The organism is Brevundimonas sp. C43, from assembly GCF_030732185.1.
In the GTDB taxonomy this organism is placed as follows: domain Bacteria; phylum Pseudomonadota; class Alphaproteobacteria; order Caulobacterales; family Caulobacteraceae; genus Brevundimonas; species Brevundimonas diminuta_C.
In genome coordinates, this window is sequence record NZ_CP132231.1 from 1,758,686 (window position 1) to 1,785,126 (window position 26,441).

At 66.2% G+C, this 26,441-nt stretch carries 16 protein-coding genes; 7 read left to right on the top strand and 9 right to left on the bottom strand.

What is annotated here, in order from left to right; all coding sequences use genetic code 11:
- Positions 1 to 66 precede the first annotated feature (66 nt).
- The 3 genes from Q9R14_RS08960 to murC are packed head-to-tail and all read right to left on the bottom strand — an operon-like array spanning position 67 to position 3,716.
- Positions 67 to 1,347: a hypothetical protein gene (locus Q9R14_RS08960; RefSeq protein WP_306002110.1), complete on the bottom strand. Its 1,281-nt coding sequence runs from the start codon at positions 1,345 to 1,347 to the stop codon at positions 67 to 69.
- 60 nt (positions 1,348 to 1,407) lie between these two features.
- Positions 1,408 to 2,307, bottom strand: coding sequence for a UDP-N-acetylmuramate dehydrogenase (murB, locus tag Q9R14_RS08965; protein ID WP_306002111.1), 900 nt, complete (start codon positions 2,305 to 2,307; stop codon positions 1,408 to 1,410).
- A complete protein-coding gene (murC, locus tag Q9R14_RS08970) occupies positions 2,304 to 3,716 on the bottom strand; it encodes a UDP-N-acetylmuramate--L-alanine ligase (protein ID WP_306002112.1) in 1,413 nt (470 codons plus the stop codon). The genes murB and murC overlap by 4 nt, the downstream gene beginning before the upstream one ends.
- A gap of 181 nt (positions 3,717 to 3,897) precedes the next feature.
- On the opposite strand from murC, the gene Q9R14_RS08975 reads away from it, so the two are divergent.
- The gene (locus Q9R14_RS08975) at positions 3,898 to 5,985 is read left to right on the top strand and encodes a catalase (RefSeq protein ID WP_306002113.1); all 2,088 of its coding nucleotides are present in this window, start codon (positions 3,898 to 3,900) and stop codon (positions 5,983 to 5,985) included.
- A 78-nt stretch (positions 5,986 to 6,063) separates the two neighbouring features.
- Here Q9R14_RS08975 and Q9R14_RS08980 read toward each other — a convergent pair whose 3' ends face one another.
- From Q9R14_RS08980 to Q9R14_RS08990, 3 genes are read right to left on the bottom strand one after another with little or no spacing between them, the layout of a single operon-like run.
- On the bottom strand, positions 6,064 to 7,497 hold the full coding sequence (locus tag Q9R14_RS08980) for a TolC family protein (protein ID WP_306002114.1): 1,434 nt from the start codon (positions 7,495 to 7,497) through the stop codon (positions 6,064 to 6,066).
- The gene (locus Q9R14_RS08985) at positions 7,497 to 10,775 is read right to left on the bottom strand and encodes an efflux RND transporter permease subunit (RefSeq protein WP_185223732.1); all 3,279 of its coding nucleotides are present in this window, start codon (positions 10,773 to 10,775) and stop codon (positions 7,497 to 7,499) included. Before Q9R14_RS08985 ends, Q9R14_RS08980 begins: the two co-directional genes overlap by 1 nt.
- A 3-nt stretch (positions 10,776 to 10,778) precedes the next feature.
- Entirely contained in the window at positions 10,779 to 11,981 is a 1,203-nt protein-coding gene (locus Q9R14_RS08990) for an efflux RND transporter periplasmic adaptor subunit (protein WP_045810422.1), read from the bottom strand.
- 132 nt (positions 11,982 to 12,113) lie between these two features.
- Between Q9R14_RS08990 and Q9R14_RS08995 the strand changes: the two genes are divergently transcribed.
- Positions 12,114 to 12,719 carry a TetR/AcrR family transcriptional regulator gene (locus tag Q9R14_RS08995; protein WP_240893620.1) on the top strand — a complete coding sequence of 202 codons (606 nt, stop codon included), beginning with the start codon at positions 12,114 to 12,116 and terminating at the stop codon, positions 12,717 to 12,719.
- A gap of 69 nt (positions 12,720 to 12,788) precedes the next feature.
- Here Q9R14_RS08995 and Q9R14_RS09000 read toward each other — a convergent pair whose 3' ends face one another.
- Together Q9R14_RS09000 and Q9R14_RS09005 are read right to left on the bottom strand one after the other, a co-directional pair.
- On the bottom strand, positions 12,789 to 14,063 hold the full coding sequence (locus tag Q9R14_RS09000; protein WP_055753076.1) for a sugar MFS transporter: 1,275 nt from the start codon (positions 14,061 to 14,063) through the stop codon (positions 12,789 to 12,791).
- Positions 14,064 to 14,262: 199 nt separating this feature from the next.
- Positions 14,263 to 17,058: a TonB-dependent receptor gene (locus Q9R14_RS09005; RefSeq protein WP_306002115.1), complete on the bottom strand. Its 2,796-nt coding sequence runs from the start codon at positions 17,056 to 17,058 to the stop codon at positions 14,263 to 14,265.
- A 288-nt stretch (positions 17,059 to 17,346) separates the two neighbouring features.
- On the opposite strand from Q9R14_RS09005, the gene Q9R14_RS09010 reads away from it, so the two are divergent.
- Positions 17,347 to 19,164 (top strand): alpha-amylase family glycosyl hydrolase, encoded by a 1,818-nt coding sequence (locus Q9R14_RS09010; protein ID WP_306002116.1) that lies wholly within the window; start codon positions 17,347 to 17,349, stop codon positions 19,162 to 19,164.
- Positions 19,161 to 20,804 (top strand): alpha glucosidase, encoded by a 1,644-nt coding sequence (locus tag Q9R14_RS09015; RefSeq protein WP_306002117.1) that lies wholly within the window; start codon positions 19,161 to 19,163, stop codon positions 20,802 to 20,804. Before Q9R14_RS09010 ends, Q9R14_RS09015 begins: the two co-directional genes overlap by 4 nt.
- A 5-nt stretch (positions 20,805 to 20,809) precedes the next feature.
- On the opposite strand, the gene Q9R14_RS09020 is transcribed toward Q9R14_RS09015, so the two are convergent.
- Positions 20,810 to 21,823 (bottom strand): LacI family DNA-binding transcriptional regulator, encoded by a 1,014-nt coding sequence (locus Q9R14_RS09020; protein ID WP_306002118.1) that lies wholly within the window; start codon positions 21,821 to 21,823, stop codon positions 20,810 to 20,812.
- Between the two features lie 106 nt (positions 21,824 to 21,929).
- On the opposite strand from Q9R14_RS09020, the gene Q9R14_RS09025 reads away from it, so the two are divergent.
- The 3 genes from Q9R14_RS09025 to Q9R14_RS09035 are packed head-to-tail and all read left to right on the top strand — an operon-like array spanning position 21,930 to position 26,439.
- The gene (locus tag Q9R14_RS09025; RefSeq protein WP_306002119.1) at positions 21,930 to 23,993 is read left to right on the top strand and encodes a glycoside hydrolase family 97 protein; all 2,064 of its coding nucleotides are present in this window, start codon (positions 21,930 to 21,932) and stop codon (positions 23,991 to 23,993) included.
- Positions 23,990 to 25,501, top strand: coding sequence for an MFS transporter (locus Q9R14_RS09030; protein WP_306002120.1), 1,512 nt, complete (start codon positions 23,990 to 23,992; stop codon positions 25,499 to 25,501). Before Q9R14_RS09025 ends, Q9R14_RS09030 begins: the two co-directional genes overlap by 4 nt.
- Positions 25,498 to 26,439, top strand: coding sequence for an alpha/beta hydrolase (locus Q9R14_RS09035; RefSeq protein ID WP_306002121.1), 942 nt, complete (start codon positions 25,498 to 25,500; stop codon positions 26,437 to 26,439). The genes Q9R14_RS09030 and Q9R14_RS09035 overlap by 4 nt, the downstream gene beginning before the upstream one ends.
- Positions 26,440 to 26,441: the final 2 nt, after the last annotated feature.

Below are 26,441 nucleotides of genomic sequence, written 5' to 3' on the forward strand. Positions count from 1 at the left end.
GCGGCTCCAGAACCGACTGGATGCCGCGCAGGTCGTTAACAGCCCGTCAACCAAACCGTAATGGCGTCACTGAAGTGTTGATGGCGCCGGCGTTTCGACCACGACGACCGGGTCATCCGCACCCGTGACCTGAGGCGCAGCCGCCTCTGCGACCGTCTCGGATGGCGGCGTCAGGTCCAGCGCGTACAGATATGCGCCCTGACATTGTTCCTTGTCGCCATACGACCATTCAGCCGCGCGGTGACGCAGGCCTGCCGTTGCGGCCGGCGACGTGGGCGCCAACAGATCGTCGCGCAACGTCATGTCCGGTCGCAACTGCTCGCCCGACAGATCAAACGCTCCCGCATAGACGGCCTCGCCGTCGCGAACCTCGAACCCGGAGGTCCCCAGGCAGAAATGGGTGATGTACTGGCCGACATTGACCGCGCTCAGACGCCAGCGACCAGGCGGCACCGAGAAGGTCTGGGTCACGGCCCGCGTGCGATCGCCGCGAACAGCGCCGCGCGTTGGCAGGGCGACGGCGAACAGCGCCGGACGACCGTCCTGCTCCCAGGGCTGAATATCGGGCGCAGGCCCCTGGCGGGAAAAGAACAGAGTGCGGCCGCCCTGCTCCGCCATGCCGGTCAGACGCACGGTGACGAGAGCGTCCCCGGACGCCACGGCGACGTCCTCCGGCTTTAGCGCGCGCGGCGGACGCGCGGTGCGCGGGGCCTGCGGGCCTTTGCGGGCGGCCGGCGGCGTGGTGCTTTGCGGCGGCAAGGCCTGAAGGCTCAACGAGGCCTTATCCAGATCGCCCGATTTTCCGATCAGCACCGTGTCGCCGCGCACAGCGTCGTTGTCATAGATGCGAACGATCTCCCCCTTCGGCTGGTCGGCGCCGACGTGGTCCGCCAGGGCGGCGTGGAGTTCCGCCTGCTCCAGCGCATCCAGCGCCTTGCCATCGGTCTCGTCCAGCCGAACGACACGCCAACCGTTCACCACCATGCAGTTTTCGACATTGGCGGCGACGCCTCTACGCTCGTGCATCCCGTTCATCGCGCCTTGGATGACGCCGACCACCAACATGCCCAGCAGACCACCGGCCGCGCCAGCCGCGGCGGCGCTGTTGTCATCAGGCTGCGTCATCCGCGAGGCCTCGACCAGACATTCGTTCAACGCGTCGTCGTGCTGCGCCAGATCGGCGCCCGCCCGGTTGAAATAGGTATATCCCGCGCTGGACCGCGTCAGATCGATCCGGTTCTGGCCGCCCGCAACCGCAGGGCCGACCGCCGTGCGGGTGACGAGTTGGGCGTGGGCCGGTTCTGCGACCATGGCGACAAGGCCGACAACGGCTGCGATACGCTTCATTTGATTTCTCCCCCGAGAAATCTTCACCTAACGTGCGGCGTGTCCCCGCGCAACCGTAGATCAGCGTCGGCCGATCCGCTTGATTTCCCACTCCAGCTGAACGCCGGTCTTGGACAGGACATCGGCGCGCACCGCCTCGCCCAAGCCTTCAATATCGGCGGCTGTCGCCTCGCCGGGATTGATCATGAAGTTGGAGTGCAGTTCGCTGAACATGGCCCCTCCCCCGTTTTCGGCGTGCAGCTTGCCGCGCCAGCCGGCATCATCCACCAGCTTCCACGACGAATGGCCTTCGGGGTTCTTGAACGTCGAGCCGCCCGTTTTCTCGCGGATCGGCTGGGTGGTCTCGCGACGGCCGGTGATCTCGGAGATCCGGGCCGCCACCGCCTCGGGTTCGTCGGTCGTGCCGCGATAGGTCGCCTCGATCCAGATGAAGTCGGCCGGCGCCCGGGAATGGCGATAGGTGTAGCCGAAGTCGGCCAGATCGTAATCGACCCGCTCGCCCGCCCGCGTCAGGCCCCAGGCCGAAACCAGAACGTCCTTGGTCTCGGAGCCGTAGCAGCCGGCGTTCATGGTCAGGGCGCCGCCGATCGTGCCCGGAATGCCGGCGTAGAATTCCAGCCCGGCGATTCCCGCCTTGGCGCTGGCCTTGGCGACCATAGAGTCCAGCGCGCCCGCGCCGGCCGTGACCGTGTCGCCGTCCGTCGTGATCTGCGCCCACGGGCGACCCGCCAGGCGGATCACCACCCCCTCGACCCCGCCATCACGGACGATGACGTTTGATCCGACGCCCAGAACCGTCACCGGCACGGCCGGGTCCAGCGCCTTCAGGAAGTCCGCCAGATCCGCGGCGTCCGCCGGTATGAACAGGGCCTCGGCCGCCCCGCCCACGCGGAACCAAGTATAGGGCGCGAGCGGCTCGTTCCGCAGCAGCTTGCCGCGCACTTCGGGCAGAGCGATCACGCCAGAGCCTCCAACTGCGCCGGCAGGCCATAGGCCCAGCTGGTGATGTCGCCGGCGCCCAACAGCACGACGACGTCGCCGGATTTGGCCTCGTCCTTGATCAGGCGCGGCAGGACAGCAGCGTTCTCCAGGGCCTGGACGTGACGGTGGCCGTAGCGGCGCACCCCGTCGGCGAGGGCATGTTTGTCCACCCCTTCGATCGGCTGTTCGCCGGCGGGATAGACATCGGCGACGATCACGCTGTCCGCGTCCGAGAAGCAGGTTGAGAACTCGTCCATCAGGTCGCGCAGGCGCGTGTAGCGGTGCGGCTGGACCACGGCGATGACCCGACCCTCCGTCACCTGACGCGCGGCCTTCAGCACGGCGGCGATCTCGACCGGGTGGTGGCCATAGTCGTCCACGATGCGAACGCCGCCCACGACGCCGGTGGTGGTGAAGCGGCGCTTGACCCCGCCGAAGCCGGCAAGGCCGGTGCGGATCGCGTCGTCCGACACATCCAGCTCGCGCGCCACGGCGATCGCGGCCAGGGCGTTCGACACATTGTGCCAGCCGGCCATCGGCAGATGGACGCCCGAGATCGTATGAGTTTCGCCATTCTGGATGACCACGTCGAAGCGACAGCCGTCCGGCCCCATCTCGACATTGTCCGCCCGCACCATCGCCTGCGGATTGACCCCGTAAGTCACCAGCCGCCGGTTATCGATGGCCGCGACCAGCTTTTGAACCTCCGGATGATCCAGGCAGACAGCGGCGAACCCGTAGAAGGGGATGTTCTCGACGAAGTCCACGAACGCCTTCCGCACCCCGTCGAAGTCGCCGTAGTGGTCCAGATGTTCGGGGTCGATATTGGTGACGATGGCCACCGTCGATTTCAGGCGCAAGAAGCTGCCGTCCGACTCGTCCGCCTCCACCACGATCCAGTCGCCGTCGCCGACCTTGGCGTTGGTGCCGTAGGCGTTGATGATGCCGCCGTTGACCACCGTGGGATCCAAGCCCGCCGCATCCAGCAGGGCCGCCACCATCGAGGTCGTCGTCGTCTTGCCGTGCGTGCCGCCCACAGCGATCGAGAACTGTAGCCGCATCAGCTCGGCCAGCATCTCGGCCCGGCGCACCAGCGGGATGCGGCGCTCGCGGGCCGCCTTCATCTCGGGATTGTCGGCCTTGACCGCCGTCGAATAGACCACCGCTGAAACGCCCTCGCCCACATGGGCGGCGTCGTGGCCGATGAAGATCTTGGCGCCCAGCTGTTCCAGCCGTTCGGTATTGGCGCTCGCCTTGGCGTCAGAGCCCTGCACCGAATAGCCGATCTTCAGCATGATCTCGGCGATGCCGCTCATGCCGATACCGCCGATGCCGACGAAATGAACGGGACCGAGGTCGAACGGGACGGGGCGAAGGCGTGCGATCATTTTCGCCTCATAAACGCCGCCTCGCCTCCTGCGAAGGGCGCGCCGCATACGGAGCGAACTTTTCTAGGGACGATCGGGCGCGGCTGTGCGCGAACTCGCACAGAACTATTGCACCTCTACCGAGTTGTTTCGGGAACGCGCGCGGCTCCCGCTTGCGCCGCTGCTCCAAAGGACTCCCAAGATGGCCAAAAACGCAAAGCCGGCCGGCGCGCCGACAATCGGCAACGCCGGAGAGGTGCACCAGACCGCCTCGACGCCTGACACCCGCCTGACCACCAATCACGGCACGCCGATCAGCGACAATCAGAACTCGCTGAAGGCCGGCCCGCGCGGCTCGACCCTGCTGGAAGACTTCATCCTTCGCGAGAAGATTCAGCATTTCGACCACGAGCGTATCCCTGAGCGGATCGTCCATGCCCGCGGCTCGGCCGCCCACGGCTTCTTTGAACTGACCGACAGTTTGTCGGAGTTCACCACGGCCAAGATCCTGACCGAGGTCGGTGAGAAGACCGAGCTGTTCACCCGCTTCTCGACCGTCGCCGGCGGAGCGGGTTCGGTCGATACGCCGCGCGACGTGCGCGGCTTTGCGGTCAAATTCTATACGACCGAGGGCAACTGGGATCTGGTTGGCAACAACATCCCCGTCTTCTTCATCCAGGACGCGATCAAGTTCCCGGACCTGATCCATTCGGTGAAGATGGAGGCTGATAAGGGCTATCCCCAGGCGGCCAGCGCTCACGACACCTTCTGGGACTTCATCGGCCTGATGCCCGAGAGCATGCACATGGTCATGTGGGCCATGTCGGATCGCGGGATCCCACGCAGCCTGCGGATGATGGAAGGCTTCGGCGTCAACACCTTCCGGCTGCTGAACGCCGAAGGCGAGGCGACCCTGGTCAAGTTCCACTGGCGGCCAAAGCTGGGTACGCAATCCACCTGCTGGGACGAGGCGGTCAAGATCGCCGGCGCCGACCCCGACTATCACCGCCGCGACCTGTATGAAGCCATCGATCAGGGCGACTTCCCCGAATGGGAGTTCGGCGTGCAACTGTTCACCCAGGAACAGGCCGACGCCCTGCCCTTCGATATTCTGGACGCCACCAAGTTGGTGCCGGAAGAGGATTATCCGATCCGCGTGATCGGTCGAATGGTGCTGGACCGCAACCCGGACAACTTCTTTGCCGAGACCGAACAGGTCGCCTTCCTGCCGACCAACATCGTGCCGGGCATCGATTTTTCGGAAGACCCGCTGCTGCAGGGCCGGCTGTTCTCCTATCAGGACACCCAGCTGTCGCGCCTGGGCACGGTCAACTTCCACCAGATCCCGATCAACCAGGCCAAGGGCTGCCCCTTCCAGAACTTCCAGCGCGACGGCCATATGCAGATGGCAGTGCCCAAGGGCCGCGCCAACTACGAGCCCAACAGCCTGGCCGAAGCGGGCGAGGACGGCGGCCCGAGTGAAGATCCCAAGGGCGGTTTCCGCACCGCGCCCATCCCGGTCGAGGGCGAAAAGGTCCGGCTGCGCGCCGAAAGCTTCGCCGATCACTACAGCCAGGCGCGGCTGTTCTTCCGCTCCCAGACCGAGATCGAACAGGCCCACCTGGCCAGCGCCATCGTCTTCGAACTGTCCAAGGTGTTGCTCGCTCACGTTCGCGAGCGCGTTCTGGCCAATCTGCAGAACGTCGATGAGACCCTGGCCCAGAGGGTCGCAGACGGCCTGAACCTGCCCCTGCCCAAGGCGTCGGACCCCGGTGTGGCGCCCATCGATCTGGAAGCCTCGCCTGCCTTGCGCATCGTCGGCAAATATCCGGACACCCTGAAGGGCCGAAAGGTCGCCATCCTGGTCGCCGACGGTTCGGACGGCGCGGTCGTCGACGCCGTGAAAGCGGTGGTTGAAGGCGACGGCGGCTCGGTCTTCATCGTCGCGCCCAAGATCGGCGGCGCCAAGCTGAAGGACGGCAAGACGCTGGCGGCCGACGGTCAACTGGCCGGCAGCCCGTCGGTCCTGTTCGACGCCGTGGCGATCGTTCTGTCCGAGGACGGCTGCGCCCAGATGCTGAAAGAAGGCGCCGCAGTCGATTTCGCCAAGGACGCCTTCGGCCACCTCAAGGCCATCGGCCACACCCCCGAGGCCCAGCCCCTGCTCGACAAGGCAGGCGTCGAGCCGGACGCCAGCGTAATCGATCTGTCTAAGAACGCCAAAAGCTTCCTCGCCCCCGCCCGCACCCGCCAATGGGACCGCGAACCCAAGGTGCGAATGTTGGCCTGACCGCGGTAAACTTGATCAGAATGAAAAAAGGCCGGGCGATGCATCGCCCGGCCCTCTTCTTTCAGCATCGCGACGCGATCAACTGTCGGCCTGCCAGCCCCCGGCCAGAGCGCGGAACAGGGCGATTTGGTAGGTGGTGACCAGGGCGTCGGACTGGGCGAGAGCCGCGTCGGCCGCCGCCTGGGTGCGTTCGGCGTCCAGCACCAGAAGGAAGCTGTCGGCGCCGGCGTTGAAGCGCAGTCGCGACAGGTCGGCGGCGCGGGCGGCCTGATCCCTGGCTTCGGTCAGGGCTGCACGGCGGTCCAGTTCGTTGGCGTAGTTGCTGAGCGCCGTCTCGGTTTCCTGAAGCGCCGTCAGCACAGTCTGGTCGAAGTTCGCCAGGGCGGCGTCCGAACGGGCGCCGGCGGCCTTGATCTGAGCGCGGGCGGCGAAGACGTTGGGGAAGGACCAGCTGATCAGCGGACCAAAGCTGAAGCGGAAGTTCTGGTCGTCGCCCAGTTCACCCGAGTCCAGCGCGGTGGAGCCGAACGATCCGCCCAGGCTGATCTGCGGAAACAGGTTGGCGGTCGCCACGTTCACGCGCGCGGCGGCGGCGGCCAGTTCGGCCTCGGCCTGGCGCACATCGGGACGGCGGGCCAGAAGCGCCGCACCATCGCCGACCGGGATGGGCTGGCTGAGCTGGGGCGGACGCACGCAGGCGGCGGCGGCCTGGCTGGCCTCGGCCGGGGTGCGGCCGGTCAGGGTCGCCAGGCGGAACAGCGCCTCGTTACGGGCTGCGCGCAGGGTCGGCAGGGTCGCCGCCGTCTGGGCCAGGGCCGCGCGGGCGCTGGCCACATCCAGCCCCGTGCCCGCCCCGCCGTCGAGCAGGGTCTGGGTCAGGTTGGCGGTGTTGCGCTGCAGCTCCAGCGTCCGTTCGGCCACCGCGATCTGCGCATTGGCCGAGCAGGTGTCGGCATAGGCGCGGGTCGTCTCGGCCGCGACCGTCACCTGGACCGTGGCCAGGGCGGCCTCGGCGGCGCGGGCGTCGGCGCGGGCGGCGCGGATGGTGGACTCCACTCGTCCGAACAGGTCGACCTCATAGGCCGCCTGAATGCCGACGTCATAGGTGTCGATCTCGGGCGCATCCTGCCCTGCGGGCAGGCCCTGGACCGTGGCGGCCGAGGCGCGGCTGCGCTGGGCCTGGGCGCTGGTCGTGGTGGTTGGGAAACGGCCGACGCGGGCCTCCGACAGCGACGCCCGGACCGCGCGCAGATTGGCGAAGGCGGCTTCGAGCTCATTGTTCTCGGCGAAGGCCTGCTGGATCAGGGCGTCCAGCGTGGGGTCCTCGTACAGCCGCCACCAGTCGTCGCGCGCGGCGGCGGTCGAGACAGTGGGGCTGGCCGAGCCGACGAAGGCGCCCGTGCCGGCGACTGGCAGGTCCGCGACCGGCGCCTTGGGCCCGACCGCGCAGGCGGCCAGCAGGGCGCTGCACGCCGCAGCGGTCAGGAAGCTGAGGGTCTTGTTGCGGGTCATCAGATGTCCCCTCCCCGGCCGGTCGCGGGCGCAGGCGCGTTCGGATCGGTCAGGTCGCTGGTTTCGTCATAACGCACGGGCCGGTCCGAAGGACGGTCAGGCGTCGGGGTCGGTTTCTTGCCTTGCGGCAGTTTCGAGGACAGCCAGCGGCAGACCACATAGAAGACCGGCGTGAAGATCAGGCCGAAGAAGGTCACGCCCAGCATGCCCGAGAAGACGGACGTGCCCAGCGACTGACGCATCTCCGCGCCCGGCCCCGAGGCCAGCATCAGCGGCACGACGCCGAGGATGAAGGCGAACGAGGTCATCAGGATCGGACGCAGACGGGTCTTGGCGGCGGCGACCGCAGCCTCGAACCGGTTCATGCCCTGCTCTTCCTCGGCCTGTTTGGCGAACTCGACGATCAGGATGGCGTTCTTGGCCGCAAGCGCGATCAGAACGACAAGTCCGATCTGGACCAGGATGTTATTGTCCAGGCCGCGCAGGTTCACCCCGATGATGGCCGCCAGCAGACACATCGGCACGATCAGAATGACCGCCAGCGGAAGCGTGAACGCTTCGTACTGAGCCGCCAGCACCAGGAAGACGAACACCACCGCCATCAGGAAGATGACCGTCGCGCCGGAACCCGCCGCCTTCTGCTGATAGGCCAGACCCGTCCATTCGTAGGAGAAGCCCTGCGGCAGGGTCTGGGCGGCCATGGTTTCCATGACCTGCAGCGCCTCGCCGGAGGAGACCCCTGCTGCAGCGTTGCCCTGAAGCTCGGCCGCCGGGAACAGGTTGTAGCGGACGATCCGCGCCGGACCGGAGTCGTCGATCAGATTAGCCACCGATCCGATCGGCACCATGGCGCCGGAGGACGACTTGGTCTTCAGATTGGCGATGTCGGCGATGTCGTCGCGCGCCGTCGGCTCCGCCTGCGCCGTCACCCGGAAGGTTCGGCCCAGCATGTTGAAGTCGTTGACGTAGGACGAACCCAGATAGACGCCCAAGGTGTCAAACACCGAGCTGGGCTGGACGCCCAGCATCAGCGCCTTGTCGCGATCGACATCGGCGGTCACGCGCGGCGAGGCCGTGTTGTAGGTCGAGAAGACCTGGCTGACCTCGGTCGGCTTCTGGGCGGCGGCGCCCATCATGGCGAAGGTGGCGCCTTCCAGCGGACGATAGCCGGCGCCTTCGCGGTCCTGGATCATCATCGAGAAGCCGTTGCCGGTGCCCAGACCCTGGACCGCCGGGGGGGCGATGACGAAGATCTGCGCGTCCTCGATCTGTCCGGTCGCCTGGGTGATGGCGCCGGCCAGAGCCGTGGCGGCCTGCTCCTTGGTGCGATCCTCGAACGGGTTCAGACGCACGAAGATGGTCGCGGCGTTCGAGCCGAAGGAGAAGCTTGATCCGTCCAGACCCGCAAAGGCGATGGCGCCGTCGACACCGTCGGTCTTGCGGATGATGTCTGTAGCACGCGTCATCACCGCTTCCGTACGATCCAGCGACGCACCGGCGGGCAGTTGGATAACGCCGATCAGGAAGCCCTGATCCTGTTCAGGAATGAAGCCCGAAGGAGTATCGATCAACCGCCAGGCGGTGAGGCCCAGCAGACCGGCATAGATGATCAGCACCAGGCCGACCGTACGGATCAGACGTGCCGTCAAACGACCGTAGCGATCCGACAGCCAGTCGAAGCCGTCGTTGAACTTCCGCCCGGCCCAGCCGCCGTAGTAGACCACCGCACCCAGGACGCCCGGCTTGCGGGCATGTTCATGATCCTTCTTGTGCGGCTTCAGCAGCAGGGCGGCCATGGCCGGCGACAGCGTCAGCGACACGAACAGCGAGATGACCGAGGCCGATGCGATGACGACCGCGAACTGGCGATAGAAGATGCCGGGGATGCCGGGCACGAACATCGTCGGCACGAACACCGACACCAGCACCAGGCCGATGGCGATCAGGGCGCCGGAGACCTCCTGCATCGATCGATAAGCGGCCTCCTTGGGACTGAGGCCTTCGCTGATCGCGCGCTCCACGTTCTCGACCACGACGATGGCGTCATCGACCACGATGCCGACCGCAAGGACCAGGGCGAACAGGGACAGGGAGTTGATCGAATAGCCCAGCGCCAGCTGCACCGCGAAGGTGCCGACCAGAGCGACGGGGATGGCGACGATGGGAATGATGGCCGCGCGCCAGGTCTGAAGAAAGACCATGACCACGATGATGACCAGGATGACGGCCTCGACCAGGGTGTGCTGAACCGACTCCACCGAGGCGGCGACGAACTCGGTCGGATTGTAAGGCACCGAGATGGCCATGCCGGCCGGCAGTTCGCCCTTGACGGCCTCGACTTCCTTGAGGACCCGATCAGCCGTGCCCAAGGCGTTCGCCCCCGGCTGCTGAACGATCGCGACGCCGACGCCGCGTTGGCCGTCGAAGAAGCCGCGGATGCCGTAATCCTGGGCGCCCAGTTCGATCCGCGCGACGTCGCGCAGGTAGGTGACGCGACCCTCGGCGTCCGTCTTCAGCACGACGTTGGCGAACTCATTGGGATCGCTCAGACGCCCCTGAACCTGAACAGGCAATTGGAACGCAGCGGCGTTGTTCGGGAAGGGAGGTTGGCCGATGGAGCCGGCGGCGGCCTGCACGTTCTGGGCGCGGAGGGCCGAGACGATCTCAGGGCCCGTCAGACCGCGCTCGGCGGCCTTGGCCGGGTCGATCCATACGCGCATCGAATAGTTGCCGCCGCCGAAGACCTGAACTGCGCCGACGCCCTCGATCCGCAGCAGACGATCCCGAAGCGTGGAGTTGGCGTAGTTGCCGACATAGTCGTTGTCCAACGTGCCGTCAGGCGACGTCAAACCCAGGATCATCAGGAAGCCGCTCTCGGCCTTGTTGACCACGACGCCCGTCTGGCGAACCGCTTCCGGGAGTCGAGGCTCGGCCAAGGCGACCCGGTTCTGGACCAGCACCTGAGCAGCATCCAGATCCGTTCCCGGCTGGAAGGTCACAGTGATGGCCACCGTCCCGTCCGACGTGGACGAGGAGGAGATGTAGAGCATGTTCTCGACGCCGTTCACCTCCTGCTCGATGGGGGCGGCGACGGTTTCGGCCAGGGTCTCGGCCGAGGCGCCGGGGTAGGCGGCGTTAATCGTGATCGTCGGGGGCGCGATCTCGGGATACTGCGACAGGGGCAGCAAGGGATAGGCGGCGATCCCGATGATCGTGATCACCACCGAAATCACGGCCGCGAAGATCGGCCGGTCGATGAAGAAGCGGGAGATATTCATGACTTAGCCGGCCGGCAGGCTGTTGGCGAAGGAGGCGCTGGATGCCGGAGCCGCCTGCGTCACCGGCGCCTGGGAGGCGTTGCCTGCGACGGGTTCGATCTTGCCGTTCTTTGGCGTGACCTTGGAGCCCGGCTGGGCGGCGCGTTGCAGACCCGCGATGATGACGCGGTCAGTCGGAGCCAGGCCGGAACGAACGACGCGCAGGCCCTGGACGATCGGGCCGAGCTGGACGGCCTTGTTGGTCACGGTGCCGTCGGCGTTGACCACAGCGACGGTGCGGCGGGCCTGATCGGTGCCGATGGCCGAATCCGGCACCAGCAGGGCGTCATAGGCGCCGGCGCCCGCGACCTGGGCGCTGCCGAACATGCCGGGGCGCAGGAAGCCGTCGGCGTTGGGCAGGATGGCGCGCAGACGGATCACGCCCGAAGCGGTGTCCACGGCATTGTCAGCGAAGTCGAGACGGCCGGTATGCTTGTAGGTGCTTTCGTCCTGCAGGCGCACGTTGACGACCGCACCCTGATTGGCGCCGCCCTGACGTAGATACTTCAGCAGAACCGCTTCCGAACCGTCGAAGACGAAGTGGATCGGGCCGCCGGAAATGATGGTGGTCAGGATGTCTCCAGCCGACGAGCCGCCGGCGACGAGATTGCCCGGATCGACGCGACGGTCGGATACGCGACCCGAGGTCGGCGCGGTGACGCGGGTGTATTCCAGGTTCAGACGCGCATTGCGAACAGCGGCGTTGCCAGCCGCCAGATTGGCCTGGGCCGCATCGACGGCCGCCTTGTTGGAATCATATTCGGCCTTGGACACAGCTTGCGAGGCCAACAGAGCCTCGCTGCGGGCCAGGTTGGCGCGGGCCAGCGACAGCTGCGACTGGGCCTGAGCGACCTGGGCCTGAGCCTGGGCCAGCGCGGCCTGGGCCGGGCGCGGATCCAGGGTGAACAGCAGCTGGCCCTTCTGAACCATCTGTCCGTCGCGGAAGTGAACCGCCTGAATATAGCCGCCGACGCGGGCGCGCACATCCACGCTTTCGACCGCTTCGAAGCGCCCGGTGAACTCGTCCCAGTCCCGCACCTGCTGCTTCAGCGGCACGGCCACCGTCACGGGCGGCGCGCCTTGCGCCGGCGCCTCTGCCTTTGGGGAACAACCGTAAAGCGCACCCGTCACCATGACGGATACCGCCGCAATCTTCAGCCCGCGCATCTGCGCATCTCCCTGTCGGAGGTAAATCCCTGTCGTGCGGACATAGGCCGATGGGGAGTCGGCCTTGTCAACGCGTGGTGCCTTAATGGTCGGAGCCGTGGCGCTTGTCAACAGGCGTTGACAAAGCCATATGTGATCTACGGTTATTGTCTGTGGAGTGTCATCACCTTGTTATGTCCCGGCCCACGCCCGAGAAACGCCGCCGCCACGCGCACGGCCATTCTCGATGCTGCGCGCGAGAGATTCGCGGCCGAGAGCTATGACGACGTGGGCATGCGCGACATCGCCCGCGACGTCGGTGTCGATGCGGCCCTGATCAGCCGCTACTTCGGCTCCAAGGACGACCTGTTCCTGGCCGCGCTGGACAGTTGCGGCGACGGCAGCGCGCTGATGCAGGGCGAAAAGGCCGACTTCGGACGGCGCGTGGCGCATGAGATCGTCTTTGAACCCAAGAAGGCCGAAAAGCTGAAGGGCATGTCGATCATGCTGCGCTCCATCGGCTCGGCAAAGGCGTCGGAGATGGTTCAGAACACCTGCACTCAGCGCTTCTTCGGTCCGCTGGAGGAATGGCTGAGCGGGCCGGACGCCACCGTCCGCGCGCGGCTCTTGGCAGGCTTCATCATGGGCATGTCGGTCAGTCGTGAGCTGGGCGGCGGCAGCTTCAACATCGAACCCGCCCAATGTGAGGAAATGCGCGACCGACTGGCGCCCATTCTTCAGTCCCTGATCGACGGCTGATCCCATCGCCGAAATGAAAAAGGGCGCGGAGGCCAGCCTCCGCGCCCTTCGTCTTGTCTGGCGACCGGCTCAGTGCGAGGCGGTCGAGGTCACTTCGGTCCGAGCCTTGGTGCGGATGCAGCCGATGGCGAAGATGGTCAGGCCGACGTAGCCCAGCATCGGCACGATGAAGGCGGGCTGAAGCTTGCCGGCCGCATCGGCGATATGCGCCGCGACCTGGGGCAGCAGGGCGCCGCCGATGATGCCGAACACCAGCAGGCCCGACGTCGCCGACGTCGGAGCGGTCGAGCGCTCCAGCGTCAAGGTGAAGATGGTGGGGAACATGATCGAGTTGAACAGGCCGATCGACAGGACTGCGTAGGCCGCCGTCGGCCCGCCGATCTGGCTGACGGTCAGGCACAGCACCGCCGCCGCGACGGTGCAGCAGGCCAGGACGAGGCCGGGGCGCACCTTGGTCAGGACAGCCGAACCGATGAAGCGGCCGACCATGGCGCCGCCCCAGTACAGGGCCACCATCTTGCCCGCCGTCTCGATGGGAGCGTTCAGGATGTCGGGGCTTTCCAGGAAGTTGGTCAGCATGCCGCCGATGGCGACTTCGGAACCGACGTAGAGGAAGATGGCCAGGGCGCCGAACACAGCCCACGGCGACGACAGGGCCTTCAGCGGCGAAACCGCATTGTGCGATTCGGGCGCCGCCGCATTGATCTTCTTGCGCGCCGTGAAGATGAAGACGGCGATCAAGGCGAAGAAGGCCCCCATGCCCAGGAAGGCCATGTCGATGCTGCGCAGCGACTGGGTGCGGGTTGCAGCGGTGACCACAGCGCCAGCGGCGAAGACGCCCCCCGTCAGCAGGACGTGCGAGCCCAGCCAGGGGCCGACGGTCGTGCCCAGCGAGTTGAAGGCCTGCGACAGGTTCAGACGGCTGGAGGCGCCCTTGGGGCTGCCCAGCTCGGCGACCAGCGGGTTGGCCGCGACCTGCAGCAGGGTCACGCCCGAGGCGATGACGAACAGCGCGATCAGGACGCCGGGATACCAGTCGGCGGCGGTCGCGGCCGGCACGATCAGACAACCCGCGACCATGACGATCAGGGCGCCGATGATCGAGCGGCTGTAGCCCAGTTTGCTGAGCACCGAGGCCGCCGGCAGCGACATCAGCCCATAGGCGATGAACCAGGCGAAGGTGGTCAGGAAGGCCTCGGCGTTGTTCAGGTCGAACACCCGCTTAACCGCCGCGATCAGCGGGTCGATCAGCGAGGTCGCAAAGCCCCAGGCGAAGAACAGCGTGGTGACATAGGCGAAGGCCAGGCCTGCGCCCTGGCGTTTTCCGGCGTCCGGAACGGTCATGAATGATCCCCCAGTGAAATCGAACGGCCGCGCTGTGGTCGCGCGGTTCTCATCCTGCTTGGTTCGGACATCGCGAAAGGCGCGTCCAGCCGAAAAGCGCGCTCTGTAACGAAACTTTTCCGTCGGGCCGGGACGCAGGCAAAGAAAAGGGCCGCCTCGCGAACGCAGCGGCCCAAGTTTGCTCAGAAGAGAGGGGAAATCAGAACTTGTAGTTCAGCCCGACCGCGAAGGTGCGGCCGTAGTGCTGATAGTCGATGGTCCGGCGCTCATCGCCGTTTTCGAAGGTCTTGAACGGCTCGTCGGTCAGGTTGTTGACCTGAGCCAGAACCGACAGGCCTTCCAGCGGACCGGACTGGAACTCATAGCCCACCTGGGCGTCGACGACCGTTTCAGCCGCCACCGAACGCAAGGTGCGGCCGTTGCCGAAGCCGGCGACCTCGCCCAGGTAATCCGAGCGATAGCGGGCCGAAATCCGCGACTGGAAGCCGTAGCGCTCATAGTAGAGCGAGCCGTTGATCACGTTCTCCGACAGACCCGGCAGAGCGGTCGGGGCCTGGGTCGGATCCGGCTGGACCTCGCTGTCCGTGGTCGAGGCGCTGAACTGGGCGCCGAAACCTTCCAGGGCCGGATGGAAGATGTCGAACGGCGCCGAGATTGAGAACTCCAGCCCCTTGATCCAGCCGCCTTCGCCGTTGTCGGGGGCCGACGACTTGCCGAAGTTGATGACAGGCGTCACGCCGCCGGTCGGATAGCCAGTGAAATCGAAGATCTGGTCGTGATTATAAACGTAGCTTTCCAGATGCTTGTAGAAGGCCGCCAACGAGATGTAGCCCTTGCGGTTGGCGAAATACTTCTCGAACGAGATGTCGGCGACATCGGCGATATAAGGCGTCAGCGTCGGATTGCCGCCCGAGGCGCTCCAAGGCGAGTTCTGATCCGCAGAGGCGTTGCCGTTGTTCTTGCCGTTATCGAACAAATAGTTCCGCGAGGCGCGCATGTCGTCCATCCGGGCGCGCGCCAGGGTGCGGGCCGCCGCAAAACGTACGAAGCTGTCGTCCGCGACCTGCAGGATGAAGTTCGAGCTTGGCAGGATTTCGAGATAGTCCTTGCCGCCTGAAACGGCGACTGTCTCCGAAACGCCGAGCCCAGCCTGACGGGCCGAGAAGCCCGTGGAGCTCTGGTCGGTGTAGACAAACTGCATGCCGACATTGCCGGTCAGCGGCATACCGAACAGGTTGTGGTCGATGTTGGCGCGGATGTAGCTGGTTGAGACTTTCTCTGTCACTTCCCAGTTGCCCGAGATGACGTCGGCGTTCGGGTTGCGGATGCGGTTCAGCGCGCCGCTGTTGACCAGGCCCAGGGCGTCGTAGCTCAACACCTGCGAGATGCCGAGGTAGCCGAGGTCGGTCGGGTCCAGCAGGAAGGCCGTCGGCACGATCAGGTCGCCCCCGCCGGGGACGCCGAGATAGTATTGATCGTTGACGAAGCTCTTTTTGCGCTCGGTGTAGTTGAAGCCGAAGTCGATCGACTTGAATGGGCTCTGGTGCAGTTGGCGCGTTACGGAGAAGCGGGCCGCCTTCAGTTCGTCCTCAATGGACGGCGTGTTCAGATAGCCGGCCTGACCTTCAGGGATCACGTCGCCGCCCCAGCCCTGCGGGCTGGTGATGCGGATCAGGTTTGGATCGGCGTAGTTCAGACGGCTAGTGAAGCGAGTGACACCGTCGTCGGTCAGTTCGAAGCCCAGAGTGTCCAGCGCACCGTTGATGTTGCGGCCGGTGCCGGCGTTGGTTTCCAGGATGATGTCGTTACGCTCGACCTTCGAATAGCTGAGGTCCAGGTTCGCCGACCAGTCGTCGCTGAGCGTGAACTCGGTGTTCCAGCCCAAGGCGGTGATGTTGCTGTCGCGCTTGTTCAGGTCGTTGCGGACGACGCCTTTGATGTTGTCCCAGGTGCCGGCGACGATCAGGCCGTCCTGGACCGTGTAGCCAGGGCGCAGCGCGGGACCGGGACGGCAGACCGCCGACGGGACGTTCACGGTGCAGTCACCCGAGGAACCACCCCACGCCAGCGGGAATTCGATGCCGCGAAGGACCTGGGTGTTCTTGAACTCGGAATAGAAGGCGTCGATCGTGGAGTGGATGCGATCGTTCGGGCGCCATTCCAGCACGCCCATATAGCCGTCGCGCTCCAGCTCCGACGACATCACATAGGGCTTCACGCCGCCAGTCAGCAGATTGCCGTCCGTGTAGTTGGGATAGCCCCAAGCGTTGAAGCGCTCCGACTGATAGGGCGAGCTCATGTGGGCGTAGCCCAAGGCCACGCCTAGCGTACCGTCAAGGAACTGGTCGATGTAGGAGATGGTGTAGCGGTCGCCGTTGTCGGTCGTGCCCGAGTTCAGGGCGCCGATCTCGTTCCACTCGTGGCGGTAGTTCATGGCGATGGCTTGGCGGCCGTAGGCCAGCGGGCGAACGGTGCGCAGGTCGACAGTGCCGCCCAGCCCTTGGCCGATCAGGGCCGCGTCTGGGGTCTTATAGACGACGACGCTGTTCAGCAGTTCGGCGGGGAACTGGTCGAACTCGACGCCGCGGTTGTCGCCGGTGGTGACCAGTTCGCGCCCATTCAGCAGGGCGGTGGTGAAGTCGGGGCCCAAGCCACGGATGGAGATCGCCTGGCTGCGGCCGTCGAGGCGCTGCATCGTCACGCCCGGCAGGCGCGCAAGGGATTCGGCGATCGAGACGTCAGGCAGCTTGCCGATGTCTTCGGCCGAGATGACTTCGACGATCGAAGTGTTGTTAGCCTTGGCCGAGATCGCGGCTTCGATCGAACGGCGAATGCCGGTGACGACGATTTCGCCGACTTCGGTGGCTTGATCGTCGGCCTGCGCCGTCGTGGCGGCAGCAGTTTGTGCGTGGGCCGAGCCGACCGCCATCAGGGCGGCTGCGCCGAAGGCGACGCCGGATAGCAGGCGCGCGCGCCGGTTGAGACGTTGGAACATGGTCATCCTCCCTGGGGCTGACCGCGATTCTGAACGTCGCGATCTGAAGCCGTCGCAAAAATATGCAAATCTTTTGGAATGTTGCAAGCAGTTAATGCGGGCGTCTGATTTCCGTCGCACTTCGCGCCCGTTCATGGCCCGCCAAGGCGCGGGATGTGCGGTTTCGCGATATTTCCATGGCGCATCGCAGCATTTCAGCGACGCGTTGACAGCCCCGCCCATTGCTGCAAAATCTTGCAAATCGATCTGGAAGGCTTTGCACTTTCCAGACGCAAGGGAGTGAGCGTCATGGCAAGGGGAACCCCCAGAAGGGCCGGACTGCACGCCGCGATGGCGGCGGCGGCTCTGCTGAGCGGCTTTGCAACGCCGACGACGGCGCAAACCCGCCAGGCCGAAGACGCCCTGTCAGCCCTGCGTCAACGCCTGCCACAGGACGAGGTGATCTACTTCCTGCTGCCGGATCGCTTCGCCAATGGCGATGCATCGAACGACCACGGCGGTTACGCCGCCGACCGGCTGAAAAGCGGGTTCGATCCGGCCGATACCGATTTCTATCACGGCGGCGACTTGGCCGGCGTGACCCAACAGCTGGACTATATCCAGGGGCTGGGCGCGACGGCGGTCTGGTTGGCGCCGGTGTTCAAGAACAAGCCCGTGCAGAGCCATGGCGGCTATACCGGCGCGGCGCACCACGGCTACTGGATCACCGACTTCACCGCCGTGGATCCGCACTTCGGCGACGAGGCTGCGATGCGCGCCTTGGTCGAGGCGGCCCATGCGCGCGGTATGAAGGTCTATCTGGACATCGTCGCCAACCACACGGCCGACGTCATCAAATATCGGGAATGCCCGGAGGGGCGTTGCGCCTATCGCAGCCGGGCCGACTATCCCTATACCCGGCGCGGCGGAGTGGGCGGCGCGGCGATCAACGACGGTTTCGACGGCCGCGACTTCTCGCGCCTGACCCGGCCCGACTACGCCTACACGCCCTATGTCCCGGCGGGCGAAGAGAACGCCAAGGTTCCGGCCTGGCTGAACGACCCGATCCACTATCATAACCGGGGCGAGAGCACCTTCACCGGCGAAAGCAGCCTGGACGGCGACTTCGCCGGGCTGGACGACCTGCTGACCGAGGACCCGGTGGTCATCCAGGGCATGATCGACATCTTCGGCGGCTGGATCGACCAATACGGGATCGACGGCTTCCGCATCGACACCGCCCGTCATGTGAACCCAAGCTTCTGGCAGGCCTTCATCCCCGCCATGATCGCCCGCGCCGAGGCCAAGGGCATCCCGAACTTCCACATCTTCGGCGAGGTCTATGATCCCGATCCGGCGGTGACGGCGCGGTTCACGCGGGTCGACGGCTATCCGGCGGTGCTCGACTTCCCGTTCCAGAAACAGGCGACCGATGTGGCGGCCGGCAAGGTCGGGACCGACGCCCTGGCCAAGCTGTTCGACGCCGACACGATCTATGACAAAGGCGCTGAAACCGCCGCCATCCTGCCGACCTTCCTGGGCAACCATGACATGGGCCGGGTCGGCTTCTTCGTGAAACAGGCCAATCCGAACGCCGACGACGCCGAGGTGCTGGCGCGCATCAAACTGGCTCATGCCCTGATGATGTTCAGCCGGGGCGTGCCGACCCTCTATTACGGGGATGAACAGGGCTTCGCCGGCGCGGGCGGATATGGAAACTCGCGCCAGGACATGTGGCCCAGCCGTACGCCGGCCTATGCGAACGAGACACCCGTCGGCGGTCGCCAGTCGGCCTATTCCACGAACGCCCCACTGTATCAGGCGATCGCTGAGATGACCCGCATCCGCGCTGCGGAGCCGACGTTGCGACGCGGTCGTCAGCTCGTGCGCGCCTATGGCGACAAGCCTGGTCTGTTCGCAATGTCTCGCATCGGTGAGGATGGATCGGAGATCCTGGCCTTGTTCAACTCCTCCACCGCGCCCGTCGCCGCTCAAGTCGAAGTGGAGCCCGGCTCGCTGCGGTGGCAAGCTCTGCGCGGCGATTGCACACCCGAATCCTCCGCGCCCGCCAGCGTCGCCGTTCGCGTGCCTCCCCTCGATTACCTCGTCTGCAAGAGCGTGCCGTGACTGCCCTGCCCCTCGATCTTTCCACGGCTGACGCCGCCCCCGCATTGGCGCACGACTGGTGGCGCGGCGCGGTGCTGTATCAGATCTATCCGCGCAGCTTCGCCGACTCCAACGACGACGGCGTCGGCGATCTGAAGGGGATTACCCAGCACCTCGACCACGTCGCCAGCCTGGGCGTCGATGGCGTCTGGCTGTCGCCCTTCTTCACGTCGCCGATGAAGGACTTCGGCTATGATGTGTCGGACTATTGCGACGTCGATCCGATCTTCGGCACTTTGGCCGACTTCGACGCCCTGATCGCGCGCGCCCATGCCCTGGGGCTGAAGGTCGTCATCGATCAGGTGTTTTCGCACACCTCGGACGAACATCCCTGGTTCACCGACAGCCGCGCCAGCCGCAACGGCGAACACGCCGACTGGTACGTCTGGGCCGACGCCAAGCCGGACGGCTCGCCGCCGTCGAACTGGCAGTCGGTGTTCGGCGGCCCGGCCTGGACCTGGGACGCGCGGCGCGGCCAGTACTACATGCACAACTTCCTGGCCTCGCAGCCTCAGCTGAACGTCAGGAACCCGGCGGTTCAGGACGCCCTGATCGCAGCGGCGCGGTTCTGGCTGGACCGGGGGGTGGACGGCTTCCGCCTAGATGCGATCAACTTCGCCATCCACGATCCGTCCCTGCGCGACAATCCGCCGATCCAAGACGGCAAGAAGCGCACGCGGCCGTTCGATTTCCAGGACAAGATTTACAATCAGTCCCACCCGGACATCATCGGCTTCTTGAACCGCATCCGCGCCCTGACCGACAGCTATGAAGGCCGGTTCACGGTGGCGGAGGTCGGCGGCGATCACGCCGATCGCGAGATGAAGGAATTCACCGCCGGGAACGACCGTCTGCACTCGGCCTACGGCTTCCTCTATCTCTACGCCGATACGCTGAAGAGCGAACTGATCAGCGTGGGCGATGGGATGTGGCCGGATCAGCAGGGCGAGGGCTGGCCGTCCTGGACCTTCTCCAACCACGATGCGCCGCGCGCGGTGTCGCGTTGGGCCAAGGGCCGGGACGAGAAGGCCTTCTCGGAAATGGCCCTGCTGCTGCTGATGTGCCTGCGCGGCAATGTCTTCGTCTATCAGGGCGAGGAGCTGGGCCTGCCTCAGGCCGAGGTGCCGTTCGAGCGGCTGGTCGATCCCGAGGCCATCGCCAACTGGCCTGAGACTCTGGGCCGCGACGGCGCGCGCACGCCGATCCCCTGGGTGGCCTCGGCGCCCAACGCCGGCTTCTCGACGGTCGAGCCCTGGCTGCCGGTCGATCCGCGCCATCTGTCGCTGGCCGTGGATGCGCAGGAGGCGGACCCGACCTCGATCCTGCACGCCGCGCGCCGCATCATCGCCCTGCGTCAGGCCCATCCGGCGCTGCGGACCGGCGGGCTGGAGATCGAGAGCGCGGGCGACCTGTTGGCCTTCCGCCGGTTCGAACGGGCCGAGGGCGGCGAGCGTCTGCTGTGCGTGTTCAACCTGGGCTTCGAGGCCTTGGACTGGTCCGCGCCTACCGGCGCGCGCCGGATCGCGGCTGTCAACTGGGCCGAGGCGGACGGATCGACGCTGAGGCCGCTGGCTGGCCTGATCTTCGCCGACGCCGGATGACGGGTTCAGCCGCCGCAGGTCTCGCGAACGATCAGTTCGGTCGGAACGCGCTCGGAACGGCCTGCTGCGGCGCCGCCGTGATCCAGCAGTTTGGACACCATCAACCGGCCGGCCTTCATCGTGTCCTGTGCGATGGTGCTGAGCGCGGGGCGCGAGTAGCGGCTGAACGGCACATTGTCGAAACCGATGACCGAGACCTGTCCCGGCACCTCGACACCGGCGTGCAACAGGGCGCGCACGGCGCCCAGGGCGATTTGGTCGGACGCCGCCACGACGCCATCAAAATTCAGGCCGCGTCGGATCAGGGCGTCCACGGCCGCCTCTGCGGATTCGACCTCGAAATGCGCAGGCACGATCAGGTCGGCGTCCACGTCCAGCCCGCTCTGGCTCAAGGCGTCCAGATAGCCGCGATGCCGCTGCATGGCCTCGGGCGGATCCAGGTCGCCCAGGAAGACGATGCGCTTTCGCCCCAGCCGCGCCAGATGCAACGTCGCGCGGCGCCCGCCCGAGATGTTGTCCGAGCCGATGGAGCAATAGTCCTGATCGGGCAGTTCGGCGCCCCAGACGACGAAACGATGGTCGGCGTCGACCAGACGGTTGAAGGCCGAATGCAGGCTGGATTGGCCCAGGAAGATCACGCCGTCCGCCCGGCTGGTGTTCAGCGCGGCCGACAGCTCGTCATAGTTGGCGGGCGAGATATGGCTCATCAGCAGGTCGCAGCCGCGTTCGCGCGCCGCCTCGCCCACCCCGGCCAGAAGCTCCAGGAAGAAGGGGTCGCTGAGGCGCCCTTCGCGCCCCTGCGGGCGCGGCACCACCAGGGCGATGGTGCCCTGGGCGCCGATCGGGCCGGCGGGCATGTGGCGGCGGAACGGATAGTCGTGTTCCTTGGCCAGCTTCCAGATCGTCTGTTTGGTGCGATCGTTGACGGCGGGGCTGTCGTTCAGGGCGCGCGAGGCGGTGGCGATGGACACGCCGGCCAGGCGGGCGATGTCTTCCAGACGGGTGGTCTTGCGGCTCAAGGTCGCGGGTCCTCACAGCAGCATGGTGAAGCTGCAAAATTTTCTGCAAATATTTCAGCCACCGTTCGCGGCGGTTGGCAAGAGGCGGCGTAACGGAGTTCCCATGATGCAGCGCAGATCCTTCCTGGCCCTTGGCGGCGTGTCGATCCTGGCTCTGGGGGCGACGGGCGTGCGCGCCCAGACCGCGCCGAACCATGCCCGGGCGTCCTCGCCCGGCGGCGTGCTGACGGTCGAGGCCTTCACCGACAATGACGGGCGGCCGATGTATTCGGTGCTGCGTCAGGGCCGTGTCGTGGTGGCGCCGTCCAAGCTGGGTTTCCTGCTGACGGACGCGCCGGCCATCGAGCGCGGCCTGGCCTTGACCGCAGGCCAGCCGATCGCGGTTGACGACACCTGGGAGCAGCCGTGGGGTGAGCGGCAGTTTATCCGCAACCACTACAACGAATGGCGCGTCGCCTATGCCGAGACCGGCGGCCTGCGACGCCGCGTGGACGTGGTCTTCCGCCTGTACGACGACGGTCTGGGCTTCCGTTACGAGTTCCCGCAGCAGGCCGGCCTGAACACCGTCCGGATCGGTTCGGAAATCACCGAGTTCAATCTGGCCGAAAACGGCGAGGCCCTGTGGTGCCCGGCCTGGGAATGGAACCGCGAGGAATATCTCTACAGCCGCACGCCCATCGATGCGGTCGGCAGCGCCCAGACGCCGATGACGGTTCGAGGCCAATCGGGCCTGCACGTCTCGATCCACGAGGCCGCCTGCATCGACTATGCGGGGATGAACCTGCGCCGGTCGGAGGAAACGAAGTTCCGCGCTCAGCTGACGCCGGGCCTCACCAATGCGGCGGTGGTGCGCGAGGCGCCGTTCAACACGCCCTGGCGGACCCTGCAAATCTCCGACAGCGCCTCGGGCCTGCTGGATTCCAGCCTGATCCTGAACCTGAACGAGCCCAACAAGCTGGGCGACGTCAGCTGGTTCAAGCCGATGAAATACGTCGGCGTCTGGTGGGAGATGCACCTGGATCTGAAGACCTGGAACTCCGGGCCCAAGCACGGCGCGACCACCGAAAATGCGATCAAACATATCAACTTCGCCGCCAAGCACGGCCTGGGCGGGGTCTTGGTCGAAGGCTGGAACAAGGGCTGGGACGGCCAGTGGTTCGCCAACGGCGCGGACTTCAGCTTCACCGAGGCCTATCCCGACTTCGACATCGAAGCGGTCTGCGCCCACGCGCGGTCCAAGGGCGTGCAGCTCATCGGCCACCACGAGACCGGCGGCAACGCCTTCCACTATGAGCAGCAGCTCGAACCGGCCATGGCCCTGTATGAACGCCTCGGCGTCCATTCGGTGAAGACCGGCTACGTCGCCGACGCGCAAGGCGCCCGCGTCACCGGGCCGGACGGACAGATGGTCATGGCCTGGCACGAGAGCCAGGCGATGGCCCAGCACCACATGCGCGTGGTCGAGGCTGGCTATCGCCACAAGGTCGCCATCAACGCTCACGAGCCGTTCAAGGACACCGGCCTTCGCCGCACCTATCCGAACATCATCAGCCGCGAGGGCCAGCGCGGGATGGAATATTCGGCCTGGGGCAATCCCGGCAATACGCCCGAGCATGAGCCGAACCTGGTCTTCACCCGCCTGCTGGCCGGGCCGATGGACTATACGCCCGGCATCTTCGGCATGGAGACGCGCAGCCCCGGCGGCGTGCAGACAACCTGGGCCAAACAACTGGCGCTTTATGTCGTGATCTACAGCCCGATCCAGATGGCGGCGGACCTGCTGGTCAACTATGAGGCCAACCCCGGCCCGTTCCAGTTCATCAAGGATGTGCCGGTCGATTGGAGCAAGAGCCGCACGCTGGACGCCGCCATGGGCGACTATGTCGTCACGGTTCGCAAGCAGCGCGGCACGGATGTCTGGGCCCTGGGCGCCGTCACCGACGAGCATCCGCGCGTGCTGAAGGCCCCACTCGACTTCTTGGACGCCGGCCGTCGATATCGGGCCGAAATCTATCGCGATGGGCCGGACGCCGACTATCGCGGCAAGCGCGAGGACATCGTCATCGAGCAGCGCGAGGTGACGTCGTCTGACACCCTGACCCTGGCGCTGGCCCCTGGCGGCGGTCAGGCCATCCGGTTCGTGCCGATCGGCCGGGCGCGACGCGGATGACCCTGCTCTCGCACCGCCCGCGCCTGTCCGGCCTGGCGATCTGGAACATGTGCGTCGGCTTCTTCGGCATCCAGATCGGCTTCGGCCTGCAGAACGCCAACACCAGCCGGATCTTCCAGACGCTGGGCGCCGAGGTCGACAGCCTGGCGATCCTGTGGATCGCCGCGCCGCTGACCGGTCTGCTGGTCCAACCGATCATCGGCCATTTCAGCGACAAGACCTGGACCCGGTTCGGCCGGCGGCGCCCCTATTTCCTGGTTGGGGCCATCGCCACCACCCTGGCCCTGATCGCCATGCCCAACAGTCCCAGCCTGTGGTTCGCCGCGGCCATGCTGTGGATCATGGACGCCTCGATCAACATCACCATGGAGCCGTTCCGCGCCTTCGTCGGCGACAATCTGCCGGAGGAGCAGCGCACCGCCGGCTATGCGATGCAGAGCTTCTTCATCGGCGCCGGCGCGGTCTTCGCCTCGGTCCTGCCGTGGCTTTTGTCCAACGTCTTCGACATCGCTTCAACCGCCGAGGCGGGCGTGGTGCCCCTGTCGGTCAAGGTCGCCTTCTACGTCGGCGCCGCCGGCCTGTTCTCGGCCGTGCTGTGGACGGTGCTGTCGACCAAGGAATATAGCCCCGAACAGATCGCGGCCTTCGAACGCGCCCGAGACGACGCGCCGACCGCGTCGGTCGAGGCCGAAGCACCGGCCCGCAGCGTCCAGGGCTGGATGACTTCGGGCCTGGTCTGCGCCGTGCTCGGCGGACTGGGTTTCGTGCTAATCGGCGCGCTCGATCTGGAGAAGGAGCTGCTGATCCTGGCCGGTTTCTTCGCCGGGTTCGGCCTGCTCCAGATCGCGGTGGGCATGATGCAGCGTCGCCGCATCACCAACGCCGCGACCGAAATCCTGAACGACATTTTCCGCATGCCCGAGACGATGCGCGGCCTAGCTGTCGTTCAGTTCTTCAGCTGGTTCGCCCTGTTCGCCATGTGGATCTACACCACAGCGGCCGTGACCCGCGTCCATTACGGCGCGACCGACACCACCTCGGCCGCCTACGCCACGGGCGCGGACTGGGTGGGGGTTCTGTTCGGGGTCTACAACGGCGTGGCGGCCCTGGCGGCCTTCACCCTCCCGGTCATCGCCAGACGGATCGGACGCAAGGCGACCCACGCCCTGATGCTGATGCTTGGCGCCGCCGGTCTGTTCGGCGTCTTCGCCATCCGCGAACCCGGACTGCTGTGGCTGCCGATGATCGGCGTCGGTTTCGCCTGGGCGTCGATCGTTTCCATGCCTTACGCCATCCTGTCGGCGGCGGTGCCGGACCGAAAAATGGGCGTCTATATGGGCGTCTTCAACATCTTCATCGTCGTGCCCCAGCTGCTGGCCGCCACGGTTCTGGGCCTGATCCTGAAGACCCTGTTCGATGGTCAGGCGATCTGGGCCCTGGTGCTGGGCGCCGTCTCCTTCGTCCTGGCCGCCGCCAGCGCCCTGACGGTCAAGGAGCATCGCGGATGAACCGTCGGGGTCTTCTGGCCCTTATGGCCGCCCTGCCCTTCGCCGGCGCGGCGCGCGCCGAGGGCGACATTGCAGGCGGGCGGCTGGTGCTGCATGAGGCAGTCGCGTCGGCCCATGTGAAGGCGCGCAACGTCTCGGTCTGGCTGCCGCCCGGATATGAGGCGTCCGGCGCCGCCTCGCCTGTTCTCTACATGCACGACGGCCAGAACCTGTTCGATCCGGCCACGGCCAACTTCGGCGAGTGGGGCGTGGACGAGCATCTGACGCGGCTGATCGAAAGCGGTCAGGTGCGGACGCCGATCGTGGTGGGGATCTGGAACACCGACCTGCGGCTGAGGGAGTATGTCCCCGCCGACCTGATCGCCGCCCTACCCGCCGACATGCGCGACGAGGTCCAGGCCATTTACAGCGGCCCGTCCTTGTCCGACGGCTATCTGCGGTTCCTGGTCGAGGAGTTGAAGCCCTTCATCGACGGCGCCTACCGCACCCTGACTGGCCCGCAGGACACGATGATCGCCGGCTCCAGCATGGGCGGCCTGATCTCCATGTATGCGGTGATGAAACAGCCGCAGGTCTTTTCCGCCGCCGCCTGTCTGTCCACCCACTGGCCGCTGAAGGTCGAAGGGCTTGAGCCCGGCGCGACGCTGGACGCCTGGCGCGAACGTCTGGTCGCCGCCTGGACCGGCGTAATCGAGCGCGGCCTGCCCGAACCGGGCGCCCACCGCTTCTATTTCGACCGGGGCGACGAGACGCTGGATCAGTTCTACGCCGTCTTCCAGACCCAGGTGGACCAGACTTTCCGCCGTCGCGGCTACGGCCCCGGCGATTTCCGCAGCCTGGTCTTCCCCGGCGCCCAGCATAATGAAGCGTCCTGGAACCAGCGGCTGGACGTGCCTTTGACCTTCCTTCTTTCCCCCGCCCCCACGCGCAACCCGTGAGG

Bases quoted from the DNA above. Each gene is read 5' to 3' on its own strand.
- Q9R14_RS08960 (WP_306002110.1), bottom strand. From the start codon at position 1,347: ATGAAGCGTATCGCAGCCGTTGTCGGCCTTGTCGCCATGGTCGCAGAA.
- murC (WP_306002112.1), bottom strand. From the start codon at position 3,716: ATGATCGCACGCCTTCGCCCCGTCCCGTTCGACCTCGGTCCCGTTCAT.
- Q9R14_RS08975 (WP_306002113.1), top strand. From the start codon at position 3,898: ATGGCCAAAAACGCAAAGCCGGCCGGCGCGCCGACAATCGGCAACGCC.
- Q9R14_RS08980 (WP_306002114.1), bottom strand. From the start codon at position 7,497: ATGACCCGCAACAAGACCCTCAGCTTCCTGACCGCTGCGGCGTGCAGC.
- Q9R14_RS08985 (WP_185223732.1), bottom strand. From the start codon at position 10,775: ATGAATATCTCCCGCTTCTTCATCGACCGGCCGATCTTCGCGGCCGTG.
- Q9R14_RS08990 (WP_045810422.1), bottom strand. From the start codon at position 11,981: ATGCGCGGGCTGAAGATTGCGGCGGTATCCGTCATGGTGACGGGTGCG.
- Q9R14_RS09000 (WP_055753076.1), bottom strand. From the start codon at position 14,063: ATGACCGTTCCGGACGCCGGAAAACGCCAGGGCGCAGGCCTGGCCTTC.
- Q9R14_RS09005 (WP_306002115.1), bottom strand. From the start codon at position 17,058: ATGTTCCAACGTCTCAACCGGCGCGCGCGCCTGCTATCCGGCGTCGCC.
- Q9R14_RS09010 (WP_306002116.1), top strand. From the start codon at position 17,347: ATGGCAAGGGGAACCCCCAGAAGGGCCGGACTGCACGCCGCGATGGCG.
- Q9R14_RS09025 (WP_306002119.1), top strand. From the start codon at position 21,930: ATGCAGCGCAGATCCTTCCTGGCCCTTGGCGGCGTGTCGATCCTGGCT.
- Q9R14_RS09030 (WP_306002120.1), top strand. From the start codon at position 23,990: ATGACCCTGCTCTCGCACCGCCCGCGCCTGTCCGGCCTGGCGATCTGG.
- Q9R14_RS09035 (WP_306002121.1), top strand. From the start codon at position 25,498: ATGAACCGTCGGGGTCTTCTGGCCCTTATGGCCGCCCTGCCCTTCGCC.